Origin of the sequence: Pseudomonas sp. A-B-19 (genome assembly GCF_019947515.1) — a bacterium.
GTDB lineage: Bacteria > Pseudomonadota > Gammaproteobacteria > Pseudomonadales > Pseudomonadaceae > Aquipseudomonas.
The window spans coordinates 65,035-88,022 of sequence record NZ_JAGYGN010000014.1 but is presented as its reverse complement, the minus strand read 5'-3'; the positions used below and the strand labels follow the sequence as shown (position 1 = coordinate 88,022).

At 55.8% G+C, this 22,988-nt stretch carries 18 protein-coding genes and 2 pseudogenes; 7 read left to right on the top strand and 13 right to left on the bottom strand.

The annotated features are described in order from the left end of the window. Positions 1-273: 273 nt before the first annotated feature. The 4 genes from KGA81_RS17130 to KGA81_RS17115 all read right to left on the bottom strand — a co-directional run bounded on the left by KGA81_RS17130 (position 274) and on the right by KGA81_RS17115 (position 5,427). Entirely contained in the window at positions 274-1,926 is a 1,653-nt protein-coding gene (locus KGA81_RS17130) for an AMP-binding protein (protein ID WP_223547355.1), read from the bottom strand. Continuing rightward, positions 1,923-2,669, bottom strand: coding sequence for a nitroreductase (locus KGA81_RS17125; RefSeq protein WP_223547354.1), 747 nt, complete (start codon positions 2,667-2,669; stop codon positions 1,923-1,925). Before KGA81_RS17125 ends, KGA81_RS17130 begins: the two co-directional genes overlap by 4 nt. A gap of 45 nt (positions 2,670-2,714) precedes the next feature. After that, on the bottom strand, positions 2,715-4,058 hold the full coding sequence (locus KGA81_RS17120; RefSeq protein ID WP_223547353.1) for an MFS transporter: 1,344 nt from the start codon (positions 4,056-4,058) through the stop codon (positions 2,715-2,717). 343 nt (positions 4,059-4,401) lie between these two features. Then, the gene (locus KGA81_RS17115) at positions 4,402-5,427 is read right to left on the bottom strand and encodes an AraC family transcriptional regulator (protein ID WP_223547352.1); all 1,026 of its coding nucleotides are present in this window, start codon (positions 5,425-5,427) and stop codon (positions 4,402-4,404) included. 263 nt (positions 5,428-5,690) lie between these two features. Between KGA81_RS17115 and KGA81_RS17110 the strand changes: the two are divergent. Both KGA81_RS17110 and KGA81_RS17105 read left to right on the top strand, forming a co-directional pair. Further along, positions 5,691-5,855: pseudogene (locus KGA81_RS17110) on the top strand (3-hydroxyacyl-CoA dehydrogenase); the annotation flags it as partial. 59 nt (positions 5,856-5,914) lie between these two features. Next, on the top strand, positions 5,915-7,105 hold the full coding sequence (locus tag KGA81_RS17105; RefSeq protein ID WP_223547351.1) for an acetyl-CoA C-acyltransferase: 1,191 nt from the start codon (positions 5,915-5,917) through the stop codon (positions 7,103-7,105). A gap of 318 nt (positions 7,106-7,423) precedes the next feature. On the opposite strand, the gene KGA81_RS17100 is transcribed toward KGA81_RS17105, so the two are convergent. The 4 genes from KGA81_RS17100 to KGA81_RS17085 are packed head-to-tail and all read right to left on the bottom strand — an operon-like array spanning position 7,424 to position 11,417. Next, positions 7,424-8,512: an ABC transporter ATP-binding protein gene (locus KGA81_RS17100; RefSeq protein ID WP_223547350.1), complete on the bottom strand. Its 1,089-nt coding sequence runs from the start codon at positions 8,510-8,512 to the stop codon at positions 7,424-7,426. 39 nt (positions 8,513-8,551) lie between these two features. Beyond that, positions 8,552-9,349 (bottom strand): ABC transporter permease, encoded by a 798-nt coding sequence (locus KGA81_RS17095; protein WP_223547349.1) that lies wholly within the window; start codon positions 9,347-9,349, stop codon positions 8,552-8,554. Beyond that, on the bottom strand, positions 9,346-10,266 hold the full coding sequence (locus KGA81_RS17090) for an ABC transporter permease (RefSeq protein WP_223547348.1): 921 nt from the start codon (positions 10,264-10,266) through the stop codon (positions 9,346-9,348). The genes KGA81_RS17095 and KGA81_RS17090 overlap by 4 nt, the downstream gene beginning before the upstream one ends. A 23-nt stretch (positions 10,267-10,289) precedes the next feature. Beyond that, positions 10,290-11,417, bottom strand: a complete 1,128-nt coding sequence (locus KGA81_RS17085; protein ID WP_223547421.1) for an extracellular solute-binding protein — start codon at positions 11,415-11,417, stop codon at positions 10,290-10,292. A gap of 393 nt (positions 11,418-11,810) precedes the next feature. On the opposite strand from KGA81_RS17085, the gene KGA81_RS17080 reads away from it, so the two are divergent. The 3 genes from KGA81_RS17080 (at position 11,811) to KGA81_RS17070 (ending at position 15,389) form a co-directional block, all read left to right on the top strand. Then, positions 11,811-12,593, top strand: coding sequence for a creatininase (locus tag KGA81_RS17080; protein WP_223547420.1), 783 nt, complete (start codon positions 11,811-11,813; stop codon positions 12,591-12,593). A 79-nt stretch (positions 12,594-12,672) separates the two neighbouring features. Next, positions 12,673-14,067 (top strand): GABA permease, encoded by a 1,395-nt coding sequence (gabP, locus tag KGA81_RS17075; protein WP_223547347.1) that lies wholly within the window; start codon positions 12,673-12,675, stop codon positions 14,065-14,067. 305 nt (positions 14,068-14,372) lie between these two features. Then, positions 14,373-15,389 (top strand): GlxA family transcriptional regulator, encoded by a 1,017-nt coding sequence (locus tag KGA81_RS17070; protein ID WP_223547346.1) that lies wholly within the window; start codon positions 14,373-14,375, stop codon positions 15,387-15,389. 131 nt (positions 15,390-15,520) lie between these two features. Here the strand turns inward: KGA81_RS17070 and KGA81_RS17065 are convergent, their stop codons facing one another. From KGA81_RS17065 to KGA81_RS17050, 4 genes and pseudogenes are all read right to left on the bottom strand, one after another. After that, positions 15,521-16,861 (bottom strand): MFS transporter, encoded by a 1,341-nt coding sequence (locus KGA81_RS17065; protein WP_095943624.1) that lies wholly within the window; start codon positions 16,859-16,861, stop codon positions 15,521-15,523. A 226-nt stretch (positions 16,862-17,087) separates the two neighbouring features. After that, positions 17,088-18,299, bottom strand: coding sequence for a M24 family metallopeptidase (locus KGA81_RS17060; RefSeq protein ID WP_223547345.1), 1,212 nt, complete (start codon positions 18,297-18,299; stop codon positions 17,088-17,090). A 219-nt stretch (positions 18,300-18,518) separates the two neighbouring features. Further along, a complete protein-coding gene (locus KGA81_RS17055) occupies positions 18,519-19,544 on the bottom strand; it encodes a GlxA family transcriptional regulator (RefSeq protein WP_223547344.1) in 1,026 nt (341 codons plus the stop codon). An 8-nt stretch (positions 19,545-19,552) separates the two neighbouring features. Further along, positions 19,553-19,666, bottom strand: a pseudogene (locus tag KGA81_RS17050) (serine dehydratase beta chain); the annotation flags it as partial. Between KGA81_RS17050 and KGA81_RS17045 the strand changes: the two are divergent. After that, positions 19,638-19,889 carry a hypothetical protein gene (locus tag KGA81_RS17045; RefSeq protein WP_223547422.1) on the top strand — a complete coding sequence of 84 codons (252 nt, stop codon included), beginning with the start codon at positions 19,638-19,640 and terminating at the stop codon, positions 19,887-19,889. The pseudogene KGA81_RS17050 and the gene KGA81_RS17045 overlap by 29 nt on opposite strands. A 271-nt stretch (positions 19,890-20,160) precedes the next feature. Then, positions 20,161-21,774 (top strand): GMC family oxidoreductase, encoded by a 1,614-nt coding sequence (locus KGA81_RS17040; protein WP_223547343.1) that lies wholly within the window; start codon positions 20,161-20,163, stop codon positions 21,772-21,774. A gap of 278 nt (positions 21,775-22,052) precedes the next feature. Here KGA81_RS17040 and KGA81_RS17035 read toward each other — a convergent pair whose 3' ends face one another. Continuing rightward, the gene (locus KGA81_RS17035; protein WP_223547342.1) at positions 22,053-22,952 is read right to left on the bottom strand and encodes a fatty acid desaturase family protein; all 900 of its coding nucleotides are present in this window, start codon (positions 22,950-22,952) and stop codon (positions 22,053-22,055) included. Between the last annotated feature and the right edge of the window lie 36 nt (positions 22,953-22,988).

Genomic DNA, 22,988 nt, shown 5'->3' with positions numbered 1-22,988 from the left:
CGCTCCGATTTTTTTATATTTGTAAGTAACAGAAGCAACAAGGAAATCTTCCAGACCAACGCAACACACACGAATCCCACGCAGAGTTCGCCCACGCAAACGCATCAACTGAATATGCGCAAATTGCTCAACACTTCAGGCATCTTTTATTTGTTTGCAGTGCGTATGATTTTTGACTACCTGATTGGCAGCACCGTGCGAGTTATATCTGCTAACCAAAGTTTTCATCCATACCAAACAATTCAGTTCCCCTTGGGGTGAGCTGAACACGCCTTAGCAATTTGAAGCCAACCGGACAATTGCATCGCGACTCCCTGCTTGCTCCCGAAGTAAAAACTTCTGGATTTTCCCGGTTGCGGTCTTTGGCAACTCTGTAAAAATCACTCTGCGAGGGCATTTGAATCGGGCAAGACGGGTCTGGCAGAACACAATTATTTCTGCCTCGGTGGGAAGCGCAATACCACTTTTCAGTTCGACAAACGCGCACGGGACTTCCCCCCATTTGTCATCAGGCTGAGCGACGACTGCGGCATGCAAAACAGCCGGATGACAATGGATGGTTTCTTCGATCTCTACGGACGAGATATTCTCCCCTCCAGAAATAATGACGTCCTTGCAACGGTCGGTAATTTGTACATAACCGTTGGGGTGCACAACGGCTACATCACCCGTATGAAACCAGCCGCCTTCAAAGGCTTTTCGGGTTGCGCTTTCATTCTTCAGATAACCCATCATCACGGTGTTGCCCTTGAGCAGCAGCTCACCCGTTGTTTGGCCGTCTTTTGGTACTGGCTGCATGGTTTCTGAGTCCGCGACCATCAAGCCTTCGAAGGCTGCTGCACGAGCCCCTTGGCGCACACGAAAAGCGCCCTGCTCATTCGCTGTCAAATCGTCCCAACCGTCTTGCCATACGCAGCTGATCGGGGTGCCGGAAACTTCAGTAATCCCATAAACATGGTCAACGTCGAAGCCTCGTGAGACTACGGCGTTGAGTACGCTGGCCGGCGGTGGGGAACCGGCAGTCAGCACTCGAACCGGCGTTTTAAGCGCAGGACGGTCTGCGGCGTTCGCAATCATGGCCATAACAATAGGCGCCGCACAGAAGTGGTCGACACCATGGTTATCTATCGACTCAAACACCGTCTCTGCGGACACTTTTCTCAGGCACACATGCGTGCCGGCCGCCGCAGTGATTGCCCAGGTAAAACACCATCCGTTAGCGTGGAACATAGGGAGTGTCCACAGGTAACGAGGAGCCCGAGAAAGCGGCCAGTTAGTCATCTGCAGCATACTCATGAGGTAAGTGCCGCGATGGCTGGCGACGACACCCTTCGGATCGCCGGTTGTACCTGAGGTGTAGTTGAGCGCTATCGGCTGCCACTCATCGCTTGGCCAAACCCCTTCGAAATCCGGACTACCGCTACAAATCAAGGTCTCGTAATCGATGTCTCCAATGCTTTTGCAAATAGGCGCCAGGTGGTCATTGATGTCGATGACCAACGGACGGTGCTCCAGGAGTTCAAGCGCGGCATCGGCCAGTGCTGCAAACTCTCGATCCACCAAGAGGAGCTTGCATTCCCCATGACGAAGTATGAATGCCACGCCTTCAGCATCCAGGCGGTAGTTAACTGTATTCAGTACCGCGCCACAGAGAGGGATCCCAAAATGTGCTTCGAGCATGGCAGGAGTATTGGGAGACAGAATTGAAATGGTGTCTCCCGCACCCATGCCTTTTTTGGAAAGTGCTGAGGCGAGTCGATAGCACCGCTCGCGAGTTTCACTCCAGGTTCTGCGAAGTTCTCCATGAACTACCGCTATCCGATCCGGGTGCACAAGTGCTGCGCGATCCAGAAAACCAAGGGGAGTCAGGGGCAAATAGTTTGCCTTGCAGTGATCAAGCCCATTCTCATAAGCACCAGGCTTCATGGTGTTGTCTCCTTATTATTGTGATGAAAAGTGGAAAACGCACTCACCGGCTCCCGATCAGTGACCAAGGTGTTCTCGACACTGGACTCGTCGGCGTATCCAAGACTCATTCCGCAAACCAGCATTTGATCAGCGGGGATCGCAAGGGATTGCGAGATAACGCGGTGATATTTCAAAAAGGCGGCTTGCGGGCAGGTGTGCAACTTCCTCCCTCGTGCTGCCACCATCACGGCCTGCAGAAACATTCCGTAGTCAAGGAGACTCCCTTCCTTTAGCACTCGATCAATGGTGAAGATCAAGCCGACCGGTGCATCAAAGAACTGGTAATTGCGGCCGTGTTGCGCATGCATTCGCTGCTTGTCACCCTTCTCAATTCCCAGCAATCCGTAGAGTTCCCAGCCTACTTGCCTTCTCCGATCCACGTAGGGTGAAGTCCATTCGCGTGGGTAATATTCGTATGCATCTTCAAGGTGGTTACTGAGTGACGGATCGTTGTCAATTTCCGCGATGGCACATGAAAGACGAGTCTTTGCTTCTCCAGTGACAACATGGACGCGCCAAGGCTGCATGTTCACTCCCGTTGCGCAGAATCGAGCGATATCAAGGATCGATTCAATTTCTTCGCGTGGTACAGGCGTGGGCAAAAAAGCCCGAATGCTGCGTCGTGAAGCTATCGCCCAATCAACCGTTTGGCTAAGCAGTTCAGACGATACTGGCGGTTGGGATAAGCGATTCATTTTCATGCGTTAGAGTCCACGGATTCAGTTACAGACGGATGCATCATGGTATTAACTAGACAGGGCTGGGGCCTTTCTGACTTGAGTGGAGTCTGCGCGGGACTGGTTAATCATGGTGACTGCGGCAGCGCCAATAAGACCAGCAAGGCTGATGGCCATGAAGTTTTTCTCAAGCGGAAGGTTTAGTGATACCAGCCAGCCGATGAGGACAGGTGCGACGATAGCGCCAATTCTTCCTACACCAGACGCGAAACCCACGCCGGTTGAACGAATCGATGACGGGTAGAAATCCCCGGCGTACGCATAGGCCAACAGCTGGGTACCAAGAGTCGATGCCCCGACAATGAACACCACTGGAAACAGCAAAGTTGTTGAGCGCGTATAACCCAAGATTGTTAGAGCCATTGCTCCGACGATATAAAAGCAGACCAGCACGTGTTTGATGTTTAGCTTGTCGCTCAACCATCCTCCGCCAATTGCACCGGCGATGGCCCCCACATTGAAAACAATCACAAAGTTCAACGCAGAGCCAAGACTGAATCCAGCCATCGCCATAAGCTTGGTCAACCAGGAGTTAAGGGCGTACACCATGAACAACCCCGTCATGAACGCCGCCCAAATCATTACGGTGCTAAAGCCTCGACCCTCCTTGAACAAGTTACGAACTGGCGCTTCCTGTTTATCCAATACACTGGCGTTTCCGGTCATCACCGTGTTTTTGTCGATCATGAGAGTAGGGTCTATCTTGCGAGCAATAGCCCGTAGCTCATCGTGACGTCCGTTTTTCAGCAAATAGCCTATGGACTCAGGCATGGTCTTCAGGATCATGGGAATCAAAAGCACTGGCAGTAGCGCCACATAAAACACCCACTGCCATCCATGACTCTCAATGAGTTGCTTGCCAGTCAGTGCAACCAGAATACCGCCCACGGAGTACCCCGCGAAAACGAGGGTCACCAGGCGAGTACGGAGTTTGAGTGGAGAAAACTCACCCATCTGAGCGGTGCAAATTGGCAGTACGCCGCCGATGCCAAGGCCCGCGATGAAGCGAGAAATGCTGAAGCTGATCGGGTCACTGGTGAGACCAGCCCCGGCAGTGAAAATGCTGAACAAGGCCACACAGATTGCGATCATCCTGGGACGCCCGATGCGGTCAGCCAGCGTGCCAAGAAATATCGCTCCGAGCATCGTTCCGAAGAGCGCAGAACCAGCCATGATGCCGGCGCTGGTTGGATCAATGTTCATGTCCTTCATGATCGCCGGAAGGGCTGCACCGACTACAGCGAGGTCATAGCCATCGATTATCAGAATGAGGACACACCAAAATAGAATGAGCCCATGGAAGCGGTTGAACTTCGATTCAACCGCGAGCGCATAAACGTTTACCGGCTGCATATCGCGTCTCCTTCGATCTTGTTTTTGTTTTTGTTTGTGACGTGCCAGGCACCCGGTCCTGGAGGCATATCGAGGGGGGACGTACCGGCTGAAGGCTCGGTGGTCTGCTTGAGATGCGACACTTGGGCTACCTGCGTCGCATCGTAGGAGTTGGGCTTGCTGCGGCCTATGCCCTACGACATCGTTCTGTTTGACCGATTTGGACACCCATAGCTGGCCAGAAACCACCAATGTGATCCTGGGGGAGGAGCTGTCCATCGGCATTTGGCGGGTGCAACGGGCTGCAGATCTCAGTACGTAATCTGGCGGGGGAAGTAGTGCTCTTGTTCCGCAAGAAAGGCTTTTAGCTTTCGCCCGGTTCTTGCGCATTGGAGCGGCGATATGCGCCAGGGCTCACTCCCGTCCACTTCTTGAAGGCGCGGTGAAAGGCACTGCTTTCCTGGAAGCCTGTGAGCGCAGCGACTTCGGTTACTGTCATATTTGGCTGGCACAGCAGGTTGATCGCCATGTCGCGGCGCAGATTGTCTTTCAAACGCTGATAGCTGACCCCCTCGGCCTGGAGCCTTCGCTGAAGCGTCGAATATGACATGCGGAGCACTTTGGCCACCTTATCCAGCTCTGGCCATTCCTCTGGATTCAGATCTCTCAATCTCATTCGGATCTGGGCGCTGATGCTGTCCTCGTTACGATATTTCACCAGCAGATTAGCAGGCGACTCTTTCAAAAACGTCGATAGGCTGGCCTTGTTTTGCACGACCTTGAGGTTTAGAAAAATACGGTCAAAACGCATCATCGTAACGGGAGCGCCAAACTGAATTTCTTCGCAAAAGCGCATCCGATAGTCGCTATCGTCGAGCGGTCGATTCGGTCTGAAGCAGAGCTCCTTTATCGGAATGCGTCTGTTACCCAGCCAGCAGAGCAATCCATGTACCAGGATCAGCCATGTTCCGTAGCTAAAGAGGCGGCGCTCAATTCCTTTGTCATGGATAACGATGACGGCGGAGTCGTCTTCAAGCCTCAGCTCACCGTGAATATCGTCCAACACAAGGCGTAGAAACTTCAGAATCCGCCGCAACGCTTGCTCTAACGACTCGCAGTCAATCGAAGCCTGGCACATCAATCGGAAGCTACCTCGTCGCATTGGATGGCTGTCGATTCCGAAAAACTCATCGTCGAGCAGATCTGAAAGAGCGACCCACAGGCGAGAAAATGCAGCAGCCGAAACCCTGGCCTGGGGAGAAGTGAGGAGTTCCGGATCTATACGTGCTTGCTGCAATGCGCCGGATGTGTCCAGTTGGCGTCGCAATGCGCCATCGAGGGCTTCATGCACCAATCCAATTGAAGTAGTTCCCTTGTCCTGGATGAGCATGCTTATTCCTCTGCGCAGTTGATATCTGACTTGATGCTGATCTTCAAATCTCTTCGGCAGGTCTGCTTTGAGCAACCTGACGAGCCTGAATTGTTTATCTACGTTCCAGCTTCACGGCATTGCATGTCAACCCGAAGGTTTTTGTTATCAGGAACGCTTTTACACCCCCTCCGCCTGGCCCTCGATGCCTGGCCTCGATTATCCAAAGCATTCAACCAGGCTGAGGCGTTTGAGCATTGTCGAGGCCACTGACCACCGACAATATGCCTCGGGACGTGCAGGCATCATTGGCAGCCAATGTGCCCTTCCCTCCACGGCTGGGACGGCCTTCCGAGTACGCAGCGTTGGCCGCGCACATCATCGAAAATTCCATGCTCAATGGTGAGGCGATTCGTCTGGATGGTGCTTTGAGAATGGCTGCGAAATAGATCGGGCTAAAAGTCTGTGATCGGGCACAAACCCCCAACATGAAACAGAGGATTCAGTTATGAGCCATACCGACCCTATCGTCATTGTCAGTGCTGTCCGAACTCCGTTAGGAGGCTTTCTTGGGAATTTCAAGGAAGTCACCGCTGCGCAGCTGGGTGCGGTTGCCATTCGTGCCGCCGTGGAACGAGCCAGCCTGCAGCCCGGTGACATTGGCGAGGTCATCATGGGATGCGTGCTACAAGCTGGGCAAGGCCAGGCTCCGGCTCGCCAAGCTGCCCTGTTGGCGAATCTTGCGGAGCAAGTGGTGTGCTCAACAGTCAACAAGATGTGCGGCTCTGGCATGAAAGCGCTGATGTTCGGCCACGACCTTCTCCATGCCGGGAGCGCGGAGGTGGTGGTTGCCGGAGGCATGGAAAGCATGTCAAACGCTCCCTACCTGTTGGAGCGGGCTCGCTCAGGCTATCGAATGGGCCACAACAAGATCATTGATCATATGTTTTTCGATGGGTTGGAAGATGCCTACGAGAAAGGCCGGCTCATGGGCTCATACGCCGAAGACTGTGCTCAGAGTTATGGATTCACTCGAGAGCAGCAGGATGAGTTTGCGATCAGCTCGTTGACCCGAGCTCAGAAGGCAATCACCGAAGGGCGGTTCCAGGACGAGATTGTCCCTGTGCTGGCCTCGTCTGGCCGTGAGACGGTTTCGATTGAAAGCGATGAACAGCCGGGTAAGGCCCGGATCGACAAAATTCCTGCGTTGAAACCTGCGTTTCGCGAAGGCGGGACGGTGACTGCGGCGAACTCCAGTTCTATTTCGGATGGCTCGGCTGCCCTCGTGCTGATGCGCTTGTCTGAAGCCGAGCGTAGAGGCCTTACACCGTTGGCCCGGATAGCAGGTCATGCATCCTACGCGCACGCTCCCGCCCTCTTTGCCTGCGCTCCGGTCGGTGCGATTAAACGCTTGCTGGAGCGAACCAACTGGTCAATGCAGGATGTTGATCTCTTTGAGATCAATGAGGCCTTTGCCGTGGTGCCCATGGTTGTTATCCGAGACTTGAACGTCGGACATGAGCAGTTGAATGTCCACGGTGGGGCGTGCGCTTTGGGGCACCCGATTGGCGCGTCAGGCGCACGTGTTGTTGTTACGTTGGTAAATGCCTTGAGGCAGAACACGCTAAAGCGTGGCATCGCTTCTGTGTGCATTGGTGGCGGCGAGTCGACCGCGATTGCTATCGAACTCCTCTCATAGATGAGCGTTGACTGGCTGTAATAAGTCTCCCGCCGCGCTTCGGATTTTTTTGCGCAAAGGATTCGTCTGTGAACTACCAGCCCCGAAAGGGGTTGGCTTGATCACGCGCGGAATACGCTCAACACAACGCCTGGCCAGAAAGAAGGGATGCGAGCATTTGTGGAGAAACGCGCAGCCAGGTTTTGAGCGCCAGTGTCGCGAGTTTAACGCTGCAGCATCCAGGAGATACCGTGGCAGAGAAAGAACTGGGGACTGTCAGATTTTTTGTGTGCGGGCCGGCAACGGCCTGCCGCCAGGCAGGCCCTGATGTTCACCAGATCAGCCCCCACGCAGAATCAGCGCATGCGCACCATCCCACTCGGCGAAGATTTTTTGCCCGCAGCGCACGCCAGACAAGTTGTAATCGGCATGCCGTTTCTGCACCTGCAACTCAAGCCCGCCGCTGGCTTCGAGATAAATATTGACCATCGAGCCGATGAACTCTTCACCGACGACGGTGCAGCTCAGCCGGTTGCGTCGCATAGGCTGCGCGGTCAGGTCGATATGCTCGGCGCTTACGCAGACCGTAACGCGCTCAGCGGGAACAACCGTTTTACCTTCAGGCAGCCGCGCCAGGAACCCACCGTGCTGCGAATCGAGGCAAACCAACCCGCTATCGTCGAAGCCAACGACAGTGCCTTCAAGGATGTTTTTACCGCCAACGAACTCGGCAACGAAGCGGTTGTGAGGCTCAAGGAAAACCTCCTGCGGCGAGCCGATCTGTTCGACCCGGCCGCGACTCATGATCACTACACGATCGGCCATTGCAAAGGCTTCGGATTGACTGTGAGTGACGTAGACAAAGGTGATACCCAGGTCCTTCTGCAGTCCGGTCAGCACGCCTTGCATGCGCACACTCAGATGAGCGTCGAGGGCGCTCAGGGGCTCGTCGAGCAGCAGGATCGGCGGTTCGGTGACCAACGAGCGCGCCAACGCCACACGCTGCCGCTGGCCACCGGAGAGCAGGCTTATATCGCGAGTGGCGAACTCCTCCAATCCAAGCCGCTCAAGCCACAGTAGCGCCTTCTTGCGTCGCTCAGCCTTGGCCATCCCTCTCATGCGCAGACCGAACTCGACATTCTCCAGCACGTCAAGAAACGGGAACAGCGCCAGGTTTTGCCAAACCAGCGGCGTCTCCCGTTCCCAGGAGTAGAGATCATTGATGCGCTCACCGTTAAGACGAATTTCGCCTTCACTGGGTTTATCCAGCCCCGCGAGCATGCGCAGCGTTGTGGTCTTGCCGCAGCCGCTCGACCCCATGATCGCGACGAATTCACCTTTGTAAATCTCCAGGTTCATACGCTCGACAGCCTGATAGCTACCGAAATGTTTAACCACGTTGTCGAATACCACCAACGGTTGAGTCATGGCTGGATCCTTCGTGTTCGGATGATTGTCAGTGTGGTATCAGGCACTGGCGGGCTTACGCCGCCGCATCAGCAGCAATTGCGCGAAGATCACCAGGGTCATGGTCGTGATAAAGACGATGGTGCCGATCGCGTTGATGGTCGGGCTCACCTGCCCTTGCAGCGTATTGAGGATGCGCACGGGCACCGTTTCGTTAAGCCCCGACACGAACCAGGCGACAGCGAACTCATCGAAGGAAACGGCCATGGTCACGAACAGCGCGGCGAAAATGCTCGGCGCCGTGAATGGCAGGATCACATGACGCATGGCCTTCCACTGATTGGCTCCCAGGTTCCAGGCCGCCGCCTCAATGTTCGGATCCATCTGCGCCAGGCGCATCCTGACGACCGCCATGGCGAACGGTGCGCACATCACGATATGGCTGATCATTACCGCGTAGACCTCGCCGGAAAGCCCGACTCGCGACAGGAAAGCCAGCATCGCCAGCCCCATGATCACCACCGGAATGGTGGGCGGCAGTAGCGCAAGCGCCATGTAGATCGACTTGCCGAAGAACCGGTAACGGAAGTCTGTGTAAGCCGCCGTAAACCCAAGCAGGGTTGATACCAGCGACACGACCACACCCACCGTCAGGCTGTTCCTGAATGCCTGCCAGACCGCCGGATCGCTGGCGATCGTCTCGTACCAGTGCAGGCTGAAACCGCCCAGTGGCAAGGAAGGGAAACGGTCAATGTTGAACGAGAACACGAAGCTGCCGGCAATCGGCAAAAAGATGAAGAGGAACACCAGTACGACAAAGCTGCGCAGCAAGAAGTTAATCAACCGATGCTCGTTCATACGCGCCTCCGGTAAGCGAAGCGAACCGCACCAAAAGCCGTGATGAGCAACGTCACAATCATCATCGTTGCGATCACCGCCGCGCGTGGCCATTGCTGGCCGGACTTGGTGGTGTCTGTGATCAGCGTACTCAAGGTCGGCGGCTGACCACCACCCAGGTAGAGCGGGCTGACAAAGTCGCCGAAGGTCAGGATGAAGCAGAACAGTGCCGCGACGACAATGCCGATCCGCGCCGACGGCACCACCACCAGGCGCACTGTTCGCAATCGTCCGCAGCCGAGGTTGTGCGCGGCCTCGATCAACGAACGATCGATGTACATCAAGCTGAACAGTTGCAGCAAAACCACCAATGGCAGGCACAGCGTGAAATAACCGACATAAGTACCGAACGCCGTATTCAACATGGCAAACGGCGGCAGCCCGAGTTGACCCAGCGCCGCATTGAAGATGCCGTTGTCGCTGAGGAACACCTGCCATGAATAGGTGCGCACCAGGTAGCTGGTGAAGAACGGAGTGACCAGCAGTAACACCAGCAGCTGCTTTGCCGACTCGCGAAACTTGAAGGCGATTGTATAAGCGCAGGGAAAGGCCACCAGGCTGACCAGCACAGTGGCACCCGCTGCCATGGCGAGTGTATGGACGTAGGCGTCCCAAAAAAAGGCGCGACTGAGCATGTAGCTCCAGTTGAGCCATTCGAACGTCGGCACCATCCGGAAGTTACGTACAAGCCAAAAGCTGATGGCCACCAGAAACGCCAGCGGGAATACGAAGAAAATCAATTGCCAGATCAGGATAGGCATCGAGAAACACAGGCCAAACCAGGGCAAACGCCACACCTTCTTGCCGGGACGCTGCGTTTGGGCATCGGTATTTCCCGAAAGCCCTGACGGCGAAGCCTTCAACTTGTCTGAAATCATAGCGACCACCTCCACTCGTCTCGTCAAGCACCCTTGTATTGCGACCAGAAGTCATTCCACTCATCCAGACTCTGCCGGACCGGGAGTTCGCGGTACTTGATACGACCATCGCGTATGTCATCCATGACGTTGCGCTGACCGAGCAGCATGCCTTGGCGCTTCGCCTCGACGGGATCGGTCTGGTTCAGCAGTTCCCATCCCTTTTTGTTCGGGATCAGCGCGGGATAAGCGGCCATTTTCGCCGACTTGACCTGGCCTTCAGGGGAAGTGATGTATTGGATGAACTTCTTCGCCAGCTCCGGGCTGTGTGCTTTTTTAGCGATGCAGTAAGACTCCGTCCATTGCAACCCGCCCTCTTTCGGCAATACGGTTTTCACCGGTGCGCCGGCACGTTGCAAGACACCGGTGATCCAGTCGCCGATGCCGCACATGGCATGAATCTGACCGTTTTTCAATGAAGAAAAGGTTCCGCCGTAATCGAAGAAACCGCCGATTTGCGCACGCAGGCTCATCATCTTCTGCTGCACCGTTTGCCAGTGCGCGGTATCGATGTCGTACGGGCGCGCGTTGCCATTCATCAAGCTGATCTGTCCGAGATTCGGTAGATGCCAGTCGAAGTGTCCAACCTTGCCCTTGAGGCTTTCGTCCCAGAACACGTCATAGCTGTGCACCTTGGCTTCGGGAACGAGTTGGGTGTTGTAGGCGATGCCGAGGAAGCCAAAGCGAATCAGGACCGAGTAGAGCTTGTCCCCCTGCCAGTGGCCGGGAAAATGCTGGAACTCCGGGTAGAAGTCATCGAAGGGGTAGTCGGCGGGGTCAAGTTGCTCGATGTACTCGGCGGCATTGAGTTGCTGGACATATTCGGCGTCGGACAGGATCAGGTCGAAAGTGCCGGGCGGGGACTGTGAGATCAACCCCAGCATATTGTCGCCGCCGGTGTAGTACTTGGCCCGGACCTTGACCCCATATTTGCGCTCGAACTCAGCGACGATGTCCGGCTCTGCGTGTCCGGCCCATGCGAGTATGACCAGTTCTTTTTCCGCTGCTGCGAAGCTTCTCAAGGGCAGCAAACCAGAAAGCGCTGCGGTGCCTGCCAGGATGCTGGAGGTCTTGAGGAATGTACGGCGTGAAAGGTCGATGCGATTTTTCATTATTGTCTCGCCTGGTGATGGAAAGTGGCTCTGATGAAAAGTGCTCCTGTCCGTCTCATCCTTTTGCTTTTGCCGGCTGGATGCATTGCAGCAGGTCGCCATCACCCGTTTTTGTGTGCGCTCGACCTGGACTTTGTCAGATCCGACTCATGCCCCTTCTCACGCAAAAGCGACGAGCCCCAATCCGATAACCGGACAGAAATGACAAATCGGAGGGTGTTTTGTCATTTACGGGTCGGATTTAGACAATTCTGCACCCTCCCCCTCTGATCGAATTGATCCATGCGCCGCCTTCGATTCCTGCAATCCGGAAGGTCGGTCAGACGATCGGCAAACGCCCCCAACCACCGGTTGAAAATCACCAACGGTCAAACACTTTCAGAGGCTGTGCAGATGAACAACAGTGTCGTTATTGGAGAACTCACCTGGCCTGCGTATGCAGAGAAGGTCGCTGCCGGCAGCCCTGTCTTTCTGCCCGTGGGCGCACTGGAACAGCATGGACATCACATGTGCATGGAAGTCGATGTGCTGCTGCCTACCGCGATATGCAAAGCGGTGGCGCAGAATGTCAGCGGCCTGGTCTTGCCTGCCCTCGCCTATGGCTACAAGTCTCAGCAGAAATCAGGCGGCGGCAACCACTTCCCTGGAACAACCAGCCTCGATGGCGCCACGCTGACCCATACCGTGCAGGACATCATCAGAGAACTTGCACGCCATGGCGCACGCAAACTGGTGATGATGAACGGGCACTTTGAAAACTCGATGTTCATTGTCGAGGGCATCGACCTTGCCCTTCGGGAGCTTCGCTACGGCGGCATCAGCGACTTCAAGGTCGTCGTGCTGTCCTATTGGGACTTCGTCAACGACCCTGCCGTCATCGAAAAGCTATATCCCGAGGGATTCCTCGGCTGGGATATCGAGCACGGCGGAATTTTCGAAACCTCTTTGATGCTGGCCCTGCACCCCGACAAGGTCGATCTGAGTCGTGCGGTCGATCATCCTCCCGCGACCTTCCCGCCTTACGACGTCTTTCCCATCATTGCCGAGCGCACGCCGGCCTGCGGAACACTGTCATCCCCTAAAGGTTCCAGTCGCGAGAAAGGCGAGCTGATTCTCGAAGTCTGTGTCTCTGGCATCAGCGCCGCTGTGCGCGAGGCTTTTGATCTGGACACCTGAAGAACACACGGACGTGCCGAAACGAGTACTCACGGTTATTGCTTCACCCTCCCCAAGTAAAATAAAAAGGGTAAGTCTCATGTCCAGCAGCTCAACCTTGGCCCCAGGCCTCAAGCAGCGTCACGTCACCATGCTGTCCATTGCCGGGGCCATTGGCGCCGGCCTGTTCATCGGTTCAGGACACGCCATCGCCTCGGCGGGGCCGGCCGCCATCCTGGCGTACATTTTTTCCGGCACCCTGGTCGTGCTGGTGATGCGCATGCTGGGAGAGATGGCCGTAGCGTCGCCCGATACAGGATCGTTTTCGACCTACGCCGAGCGGGCGATGGGACGCAGCGCCGGCTTCACCATCGGCTGGCTGTACTGGTGGTTCTGGGTACTGGTCATTCCGATTGAAGCCATCGCCGCTGCCGCCATCCTGCATGCCTGGTTTCCCGCCATTCAGACCTGGGAGTTCGCCATAGCGGTCACCGGCCTGCTGACATTGACCAACCTGTTCAGTGTCGCCCGGTACGGGGAGTTCGAGTTCTGGTTCGCCATGCTCAAAGTCATCGCGGTTCTGGGGTTTATCGCGCTGGGCGCGCTTGCCCTGGTGGGCGGATTACCGGATACGACGGTGAGTGGAGTCGTTCAACTCAGTCATGAGTTCGGAGGTTTCATGCCCAATGGCATGACCGCCGTCATCGGCGCGATGCTCACCACCGTGTTCAGCTTCATGGGCACGGAAATCGTCACCATTGCCGCTGCCGAATCGCAAAACCCCGCCAAACAGATCACCCGCGCGACCAACTCCGTCGTCTGGCGAATGGGGATTTTCTATATCGTCTCGGTCTTCCTCATCATCTCCATCGTCCCCTGGAACGACCCCATGCTCATGGAAGTCGGCTCTTATCAGAGAGCGCTTGAGTTGATGAACATTCCACACGCGAAAATGATCGTCGATATCGTCGTGCTGATTGCCGTAGCCAGCTGCCTCAACTCAGCCATCTATACCGCGTCACGCATGGTCTACTCCCTGAGCAAACGCGGTGATGGCCCTCGAGTGCTGCAGAAGACGTCGTCTTCAGGGGTGCCTTATATCGCGGTGCTGGCCAGCACAGCGGTCGGTTTCCTGACCACGGCACTCAATTACTTTGCACCCAACGAAGTCTTCTCCTTCCTCCTGGCCAGCTCCGGTGCCGTTGCGCTGCTGGTCTATCTGGTCATCGCTGTTTCGCAACTGGTACTGCGCAAGAAGATGAATGCTTCGCGGCAACCGATCGCGTTCAAGATGTGGTTTTTCCCCTGGCTCAGCTACCTGGTCATTGCCTGCATCTTGAGCATCCTGGTGGTCATGCTGATCTTGCCGCAGCATCGCATGGAAGTTGTTGCGACGGGTGCGCTAACACTGTCCATCGTCTGTATGGGCGCAATCTTCAACTCCAGGAAGAAGACAGTGCAAGCCGTCGACATTGCACGAACCGAAAACGCTTGAAGCGCTATCCACGATAACAACACTCATCCTCGTTCACCTCTTTCCGGCCGCTCTCCACCACGGAGCTGGCCGGTTTTTTTGTTGATCACTCATGCCTTATTCCCCACGTTTTCCACACCCCTGCGGCCAATCGAGACTCATGACATCTTGCGTGCATATTCCTTTCGTCACGGTTCATTGACCGGACACACAGTAAAATCCTGAAGCCTGTAAACAGGGCTTACAATCACAACAACAAGATGACGTTGTCCGTATCGGCAGCTTGCCGCGGCGCATGTCACTGATGCAGTCGAGGAGTGGTAATAATGGCGAAACTCCAGGTGGTGAAACCCGCCGCAGGACGTTCGGCGAATGAACAACGACCGGTGAAAACCGTGGGTTTCCTGGTCATCCCCAACTTCACCACCATTGGCTTCGCCTCCGCCGTGGAAACACTGCGCATGGCCAACCTGGCCGCGCGCAAACCGATGTTCCGCACGGTCATCATCGCCGCCAGCCTGGAGCCGGTGACGGCCAGCAACGGCATGCGCATCCTGCCTGACCATACCATCACCGATGCCCCCAAACTCGACATGCTGTTCGTTGTCGGATCAAACCCGATCGTCTCCAATCACAGCAGCCGACCACTGCTCAATTGGCTACGCAAGCTGGCGCATGATCAGGTACCACTGGGCGGGATCTGCACCGGCAGTCACTTGTTGGCGCGCGCCGATCTGCTCAAGGGCTATCGCTGCACGATTCACTGGGAAGACATCGAAGCACTGAAAGAACGTTTTCCGGGGATCATCATTTCCAACCAGCTGTTCGAACTGGACCGTGATCGCTACACCTGCTCCGGTGGCGTGGCCTCCATGGACATGACCCTGCAACTGATCGCCCGCGAACCTGGTGGTCGCGATATCGCAGCCCATGCGGCCGAATTGTTGTTGTGTGATCGGGTACGCAATGCACAGGAACAACAGCGTGTGCCATTGCGGCAAAAGCTGGGTACCTCGCAGCCCAAGCTCAGCCAGATGGTGGCGATCATGGAAGCCAATCTCGAGGAGCCGGTGGGCCTTGAGGAACTCGCGCGGTTGAACGAGGTGTCGGTGCGCCAGCTCGAACGCCTGTTTCACAAGCACCTGCAGCGCACGCCGAGTCAGTACTACCTGGAATTGCGCCTTGCACGGGCGCGTCAATTATTGCTGCGCAGCGAATCGCAGGTACGTGATATCGCCCTCGCCTGCGGCTTCGTTTCGCCTGCGCATTTCTCCAAATGCTACAGCCGTTTCTTTGGCGTATCGCCGATGGGTGAGCGCAAGCAAGTAGCGGCGGTGCATTGATGGACTGACCTCTTCGCGAGCAAGCTCGCTCCCACATTTGATCTTTGTGAACATCGATTGCATGTCCATTGAAGATCCCCTGTGGGAGCGAGCTTGCTCGCGATGGCGGCAGTGAGATCGCCGAGTGCGGGTCAATCCTGTAAGGCTTTATGCGCAGTTTCCCGGCTCGCCAACATGGCAATCAATGCCACCGCCGCTGCCGCCAGCAGATACCAGGCCGGGGCCATTTTGTTGCCGGTCAGTTGAATCAGCCAGGTCGCGATAAACGGCGCGGTGCCGCCAAACACCGCGTTGGCGATGTTGAAACTGAAGGCAAAACCACTGAAGCGGACGCGGGTGGGAAATATCTCGGCGAGGAAACACGGCAAGGTGCCGTCGTTCATCGCCAGGATCGCGCCGAAAGCAATCTGGATCATCAGAATCACCATCAGCGGCTGATTCTCCAACATCCCGAACAGCGGAAATGTCAGCGCCAGGAACAATACTGAAGCGGTCAACAGCATGGTTTTGCGCCCGAACCGATCCGACAGTTTGCCCATCAGAAAGATCAGCCCGATGTAGGTCGCCAGCGATACCGTGGACGCCAGGAACGAATCACTTTCGCTCATGCCCATTTCGGTGGACAGGTAGGTCGGCATGTAGCTGAGCAACAAGTAGAACGCCACCGCATTCAGGCAGGTCGCGCCGATCCCGATCATCACACTGCGTCGGTGCACGGTCAGCAATTCACGAACCGGAGCGTGGGTTGCGCATTCCTTTGCTTCAAGGCGTTTTTCCATCTCCAGGAACTTGGGCGTGTCTTGCAGACTCATGCGGATGTAACGCCCCACGAGCCCAAATGGCGCTGCCAGCAGAAAAGGTAAACGCCAGCCCCAGCTGTGCAGATCCTCGACACTCATCCACGCATGCAGGCCGGCGACAAAGACCGCGCCGAAGAGCAAACCAGCCGCCGTACTCGCCGGGACAATGCTGGTGTACAAACCGCGTTTACCCTCGGGTGCGTACTCGGCGAGAAAGGCCGATGCCCCGGCGTATTCACCTGAAGCGGAAAAACCCTGGAACAAGCGAATCAGTAACAGCAAGGCCGGAGCCCACAGGCCGATATGGTTGTAGGTCGGCAGGATGCCGATACAGAAGGTCGAGATCGACATGATCAGAATCGACCAGGACAGCGCACTACGCCGCCCGTATTTGTCACCGAAGTGGCCCCAGACCAGTCCCCCCAGCGGGCGGACGATAAACGACAGCGCAAACACGGCGAACGTCGCCAGAAGCGCGGTCGTCTTGTCGGTTTGCGGAAAAAACGTGAGCGCGATGACGGTTGCCAGGTAGCCGTAGGCCGCATAGTCGAACCACTCGACGAAATTGCCCATGAAGCTGGCACTGGCCGCGCGCCGCAGGGCCTTGCGCTCGGCGGTCTGTTCAAGTTTCTGCGCCAGGGTCGGCGTCAGGCTTGCGCTTTGGGTGCTCATTGGGCACCTCCGGCGTCAGAGGTGTGGTGATCGAAACGAAGAGTCGAGGCGTAGAACATGACAAAACCCTCTATTGTTTTACTTGGCAGGGTCAAGGTTCGGTAAATGCTGCGCGCTATTTAGCGTGCACGCATTGTTTTGTTCCGGTTTATCTCAGCCACCGGGAAGATTTTTCGCCACTCGTCAAAACAAAACGCCGCACAGGTTCACTGTGCGGCGCGGGATCTTACTTCTTGATGATGTTGTGTTCCGGGCCATACGGGAATTTGGTGATGTTTTCCCCACCCTGTTCGTTGACTATCAGGATGTCGTGTTCACGATACCCGCCGGCACCCGCAAGGCCCTCGGGCAGCATGATCATCGGTTCAATGGATACCACCATCCCTGGTTCCAGCACTGTGTCGATGTCTTCGCGCAATTCCAGCCCGGCTTCGCGCCCGTAGTAATGGCTCAGCGTACCGAAGGAGTGGCCGTAGCCGAAGGTGCGGTATTGCAGCAGATCGTGTTCCAGGAAGATCTCGTTCAGTTGCAGCGCGATATCGCAGCAGCGCATGCCTGGTTTGATCAGCTTCAGACCCGCCTCGTGCACTTTGACGTTAACTTCCCATAAGCGCAGGTGCTCATCGGAGCAGTGGTCCAGGAACAAGGTACGTTCCAGTGCGGTGTAGTAACCGGCAATCATCGGGAAGCAGTTAAGGCTGAGGATGTCACCCTTGTTGACCTTGCGCGACGTGACCGGGTTATGCGCACCATCGGTGTTGATACCGGACTGGAACCAGGTCCAGGTGTCCATCAGTTCGGAATCCGGGAAAGTGCGGGCAATTTCGCGCACCATCGCCTGAGTGGCATGCAGGGCTACTTCGTATTCTGGAACCTGATCACGCAAGGCTTCGACGATGGCCGCGCCGCCGATGTCCGCGATGCGCGCGCCATGACGGATGATCGCGTGTTCTTCGGCGGACTTGATCATGCGCATACGCATGCACGGTGCGGCGATATCCACCAGCTCAGCCTGCGGATAGCGGCTGGCGAGTTTGTCGCGATTGAGCAAGTTCAGGTGATCGAATTCGATGCCGATGCGCCCGGCCTTGGGCAAGGCCTGCTGGATCGCAACGAAGTAGTTGTCGCGCTGCCAGTCGGTGTAGACGATGTTTTCAGTGCCGACGGTACGGCGCCATGGCTGACCGCCATCGATGTTGGCGCTGATGGTCACGGCGCTGTCCTGGGTCACGACCAGCGCGTACTGACGCCCGAAGGAGCAGTACAGGAAATCGCTGTAGTAGTTGATGTTGTGATAAGACGTGAAGACTGCCGCGTCGATATTGTTCTGCGCCAGATAAGCCCGCAATTTGGCCTGGCGATTGGCATATTCCTGAGCCGAGAACGTCGGATTCACTTTTTCGCCGTTCTTGATCTGGATGGTTTTCGGCATTTGCATGTCATTTATCCTTGTCATTGTTTGAGCAACAGAAGGCGCCAATCTGGCGGGCCGCTGAAGATCATTCGAACAGATGCAAGGTGAGGTTTTTTGTGCGAACCCGACCTGTAGTTGGTCATACCCGCTGTTTGCGAATGTGGTCCCCGGCCCCCCGGCAGAAACAAAAATGCCCCCGTCAAGCGCGATAAAATCTGCTTGGCGGAGGCATTGGCAACGCAGTCAGTGCGCTAGCGTGCTTGCTCGCGATGTCGCCGGTGCGTTCAACATTGCTACCCGCGGATTCTGCGCCTTCGTGAGCAAGCTCGCGCCCATATGGTCGCGAGGGTGTGCTCCGAAGTATTGGCGATAACAGCGCGAGAAATGTTGCACCGAGACGAAACCGCACTCCCCGGCGACATCTGACAAGGAATGTTCACCGGCCCGCAACAACTGGCGCGCCTGTTGCAGCCGCAAGTCCAGGTAGTGTCGGGACGGCGAACAACCCAGACTGCGCTTGAACAGCCGTTCCAGGTGTCGCCGGGAAATGCCCATGGTGTCGGCCAGTTCGTCGATACCCAGCGTTCGGCGCAAGTGCTCGTTCATCAATGCCAGTGTTGCTTGAAGTTTTTCCGGGGCGTCATGCAAGGGTAGTAGCGGCCGAGCCTGGCGTGCTGCATGTTTTTCCATCCGCAGTATCAGACCACGACCGTGGGTCCGGGCGAGAAGCTCGTGCATCAACCCTTGAACGGCCTGCGGACCGACGCAGGTCAGACGTTGGCGATCGACACAGAACGGCGCCGCTACCGGCGTCAACTCGCGCAAAGCAGCAAAGGTCAGTGTTGGGGTGGGCTCCGGCAAGCTGCAGCGGAAACCATCCAGCGCGCCAATCTGCGCCAGTAGCCAACCGGCCTTACCCAACGCCCCCAGGCTGATCGGTTGCCTCGCCCAGTGGTTCAACGGCTGGAGCAAGTCTGGATTTTCAGTTTGAAGATGCAGGTTATCCCCACCGCAGAGGATTAATACATCGAACATTTGTGCCTGATCCAGTCGTGCAGTGGCGGTTGCGATGCCGTTGCTGGCGTTCAGTTGCTGTCCGTCCAGGCTAAGCATTTGCCATTGGCAAACATTGCACCCCGCCAACTGATTGGCCAGGCGCAATGGCTCCAGCGCATTGGCAAGGGCATACAAATCGAAGGCTTCCATCAACCAGAAACCAATACGCAGCACCGGCGGTTGTGGCTGGCCAGACTCGGTCAGTTGCAGCATGTTCCACTCCCCCGCTGGTCAAAACACTCGACAAACAGAACCGCGGCACGCATCGCGCCGACGGTATGGGAGCTGGAGGGGTCGGCACCCATCTTGAACAAGTCAAAAACACTGATAGCCATCGTCGATCTCCGCGCCGCGTCAAAGGTGTCAGGAATTCACCCGATTGTCGGCGTCAGGAATCATCAAGGCGTGTCAGATTTCGACTCCCAAGTGCTCGTCACTACCAATGGCGGGATGGCTGTGGAGCGCAAGGCAGTCGCCTGCCCAGCTCTATCTCGTCCGAGCGACTACAACGCTTCAGACTGGGTCAGACTCATGATCGCCGACGCAGCGGGCGAGTGAGATCGATCAGTTGCTGCCGCATAAGTGGCAACCGGTCTAATCACGCAAGGCGTAATGCCCAGACGCATACGACTGTGCTGGATTTGTGCGGATTTGAAGATGGGTCAGTTTTGCGTCGGCACGTGGCGTCAACAATCACTTGGCAGAAACAGTCATTTCCACCCTTCTGACCATAGGTATGTAAACAATCGCCGACGGAAATTAGAGCATTTACACTAACTATCGAAATAGGTATAACAAAAACATCTCACAACAAAAATAAGGAAGCGCTATGCCCTGCTCCGAAGATACGAGATCGTACGATTATCTGGTCGTGGGAGGCGGCCCAGCGGGCAGCGCATGCGCTTCTCGGCTGGCTACTGCATTTCCGCAGAGGCAGATTGCGCTCATAGAGACAGGCCCCGCGAAAGCAAGCTGGCTTTCTCGCATGCCGATTGCAGTCGCGACGCTCGTACCTTGGCGAAACCGTCATAATTACGCTTTTCGAACGGTCCCCCAACCAGGATTGAACGGTAGACGTGGCCTGCAGCCACGCGGGAGAGGATTGGGAGGATCAAGTCTTATCAACGCCATGATCTATCTCCGCGGCCAGTCAGAGGACTACGACAGTTGGGAAAAAAACGGCGCAGACGGCTGGGGATGGGATCAGGTGCTGCCCATCTTCAAAGAGATGGAATGCAACGCGCGTGGTGCAAACACGTGGCACGGTGACGGTGGCCCTTGGAAAGTCGCTGATCTCGGAACGCCTAGTTCGTGCGCTAAAGCATTCGTGGCCGCAGGCGTCGAGTCCGGGATCGAATTCAACGCAGATTTCAATGGCGCCCATCAAGCTGGCGTCGGCCTTTATCAAGTCACTCAGCATAACGGCCAGCGATTCAACGCTGCTCAAGCCTTTCTCAAGCCACAGCCTCAAAACCTCAAGATATTGACGGGTATACAGGTGACTCGAGTTTTAATCGTAGATGGGCGAGCGACAGGTGTCGAATTGGCTGATGGACGTTGTTTTAGTGCACGTCGTGAAGTCGTGCTTTGCGCAGGTGCATTCGGTACGCCTCAACTGTTGATGCTTTCTGGTATTGGGCCTGCAGATCACCTTCGCAGTTTAGGCATAATGGTTCATAAAGACTGTCCCGAAGTCGGTAAGAATTTGCAAGATCACTTGGACATCACCATTTCCCGGGCTGTTGATGACAAAAGCCTTCTGGGCCTTGTTCCTTCGTTATTGCCACAATTATTCACAGGTCTTTTATCTTATTTGAAGGGGCATGGTGGGCTGCTATCAACTAACGTAGCAGAGGCAGGCGCTTTTGTATCAACTCGGCCGGGGACTTCTCGACCCGATGTTCAGTTCCATTTCTGTGTGGGGATAGTTGAGAGGCATGGCCGACGTATACACCCCAAACGTGGCTTTTCACTGCATATCTGCGGCCTCAGACCAAAAAGTCGAGGGGTAGTAAGGCTACAATCGGCCGATCCCCGTCATCCACCACTGATCGATCCCCAATTTCTGTCGGAGCCAGAGGATCTGCAAACGTTAGTCGACGGAATCCGCATTGCCCGAAAACTACTCTTGGCACCGTCAATGAGCAAGTACTCCGGCAGATCGCTTCACGGGTTGGAGAAACTCGAAGACGAAGAGCTGCGTGCGGCTATTAAACTTCATGGTGACACTATTTATCATCCGGTTGGAACCTGCCGAATGGGCAGTGATCCTTCGGCCCCGCTAGATCCACAGCTACGGTTGCGAGGAGTTGCAGGACTGAGGGTTGCGGATGCGTCAGTGATGCCCACACTCATATCGGGAAACACCCAAGTGCCTTGCGCAATGATCGGCGTCCGTGCGGCGATGTTTATCCAGGAGGAGGAATATCAACATGGCGACTAAAATAACTACAGAGTTCGAGCCAGCTTTTTTATATTACTTTAGTACGTTGCTTTAAATATAGTTTACCTTCACAGCCTGTGAGGCCGTCGCCTCACGGGCTCGCTATGTCTTACTAAAATATCAATACACTGACTCGGCGCGATCAGGCAGTGATAATGAAATACGAGTGCAGGGAATTGATTTGTCCGCAGCGGGTTGCGGCAACTCAATGTTTCTTTTTTACCTTCCGTTTCAACAATCGCGCACTCATATTTCCGAAGGTTGTGTCGCAGCCCCTGTTACTCAGGACGCCGTGCGGCTTCGACACTGCGTCGATTGAAGGTGCCGATCATAGGTGTACCGTGAGCACGCATGATCGGCTCGATACGGCGATGCAATGCGTGGTAGCGATAGAACGGCACCCGCGGGAACAGATGGTGCACGGAGTGCAGGTTCTGGCCGAGCCAGAACCACTCCAACGGTTTCATCCATCCGGGCATGATCAGGCTGTTGGTGTTCCGGTAACGAGTTGATTCCTTGTACGGCACGTGGGGGCGATAGGCGAACCAGTACGCGACGAAGTATCCACCGGCCAAGTAGCCGAACACCAGCAGCGCCCAGGTATGTTCTCGCTCAATGAGACTAATGAGCGCGACCCGCCAGCCGATCGCGAACAGCACTTCGGCAATGTAGGCTGCCTTTACCCGTCGTGGAGCGGTCGGCCAATAGTCGCGGAACAAGAAGGTGTTCTGGACCCACAGAAAACGAAATCCGCAAACCAGGAAGGCGAGAAATCCACCGCTCATGCCGTGAACGACGTAGTCTGGATCCTTGTCCGGCTGGTTGGTGAAACGATGATGGGTGAAATGCTCAACCTTGTGAGTAGAGAACGGCACTATCATCAAAGGCGCTACCAGGTACCCACAAAGATCATTGAGCCACTGCAGTCGATTATGATCACCATGAATGTTGCCATGCACGGCCTCATGCAGGGGTGTATAGGACATGTATGTGACGACGGCATAGATCAGTGTTGCAGTTGTCAGGGACAACTGGCCTGTCGCGAACAGGTAAAAGTCCCCAATAAGCGATGTCCACACCAGTAACACCAGTGCCATCGTCGGCCAGGCCAGTTCAGTGGTGTATTCACGTGCCGTGGCGACGGCCTGCTTGTTCAGCGCGTTGAGATCCGGATCCATGGTCGTCCTCCCGGGACGTTCTTGTTGTTTGTTGGT

What these genes read in the sequence shown, in the direction of transcription:
- KGA81_RS17090 (WP_223547348.1), bottom strand. Translation starts at nt 10,266, where the DNA reads ATGATTTCAGACAAGTTGAAGGCTTCGCCGTCAGGGCTTTCGGGAAAT.
- KGA81_RS17085 (WP_223547421.1), bottom strand. Translation starts at nt 11,417, where the DNA reads ATGAAAAATCGCATCGACCTTTCACGCCGTACATTCCTCAAGACCTCC.
- KGA81_RS17095 (WP_223547349.1), bottom strand. Translation starts at nt 9,349, where the DNA reads ATGAACGAGCATCGGTTGATTAACTTCTTGCTGCGCAGCTTTGTCGTA.
- KGA81_RS17120 (WP_223547353.1), bottom strand. Translation starts at nt 4,058, where the DNA reads ATGCAGCCGGTAAACGTTTATGCGCTCGCGGTTGAATCGAAGTTCAAC.
- KGA81_RS17115 (WP_223547352.1), bottom strand. Translation starts at nt 5,427, where the DNA reads ATGCTCATCCAGGACAAGGGAACTACTTCAATTGGATTGGTGCATGAA.
- KGA81_RS17100 (WP_223547350.1), bottom strand. Translation starts at nt 8,512, where the DNA reads ATGACTCAACCGTTGGTGGTATTCGACAACGTGGTTAAACATTTCGGT.
- gabP (WP_223547347.1), top strand. Translation starts at nt 12,673, where the DNA reads ATGTCCAGCAGCTCAACCTTGGCCCCAGGCCTCAAGCAGCGTCACGTC.
- KGA81_RS17065 (WP_095943624.1), bottom strand. Translation starts at nt 16,861, where the DNA reads ATGAGCACCCAAAGCGCAAGCCTGACGCCGACCCTGGCGCAGAAACTT.
- KGA81_RS17125 (WP_223547354.1), bottom strand. Translation starts at nt 2,669, where the DNA reads ATGAAAATGAATCGCTTATCCCAACCGCCAGTATCGTCTGAACTGCTT.
- KGA81_RS17035 (WP_223547342.1), bottom strand. Translation starts at nt 22,952, where the DNA reads ATGGATCCGGATCTCAACGCGCTGAACAAGCAGGCCGTCGCCACGGCA.
- KGA81_RS17040 (WP_223547343.1), top strand. Translation starts at nt 20,161, where the DNA reads ATGCCCTGCTCCGAAGATACGAGATCGTACGATTATCTGGTCGTGGGA.
- KGA81_RS17130 (WP_223547355.1), bottom strand. Translation starts at nt 1,926, where the DNA reads ATGAAGCCTGGTGCTTATGAGAATGGGCTTGATCACTGCAAGGCAAAC.
- KGA81_RS17080 (WP_223547420.1), top strand. Translation starts at nt 11,811, where the DNA reads ATGAACAACAGTGTCGTTATTGGAGAACTCACCTGGCCTGCGTATGCA.
- KGA81_RS17070 (WP_223547346.1), top strand. Translation starts at nt 14,373, where the DNA reads ATGGCGAAACTCCAGGTGGTGAAACCCGCCGCAGGACGTTCGGCGAAT.
- KGA81_RS17105 (WP_223547351.1), top strand. Translation starts at nt 5,915, where the DNA reads ATGAGCCATACCGACCCTATCGTCATTGTCAGTGCTGTCCGAACTCCG.
- KGA81_RS17055 (WP_223547344.1), bottom strand. Translation starts at nt 19,544, where the DNA reads ATGCTGCAACTGACCGAGTCTGGCCAGCCACAACCGCCGGTGCTGCGT.
- KGA81_RS17060 (WP_223547345.1), bottom strand. Translation starts at nt 18,299, where the DNA reads ATGCAAATGCCGAAAACCATCCAGATCAAGAACGGCGAAAAAGTGAAT.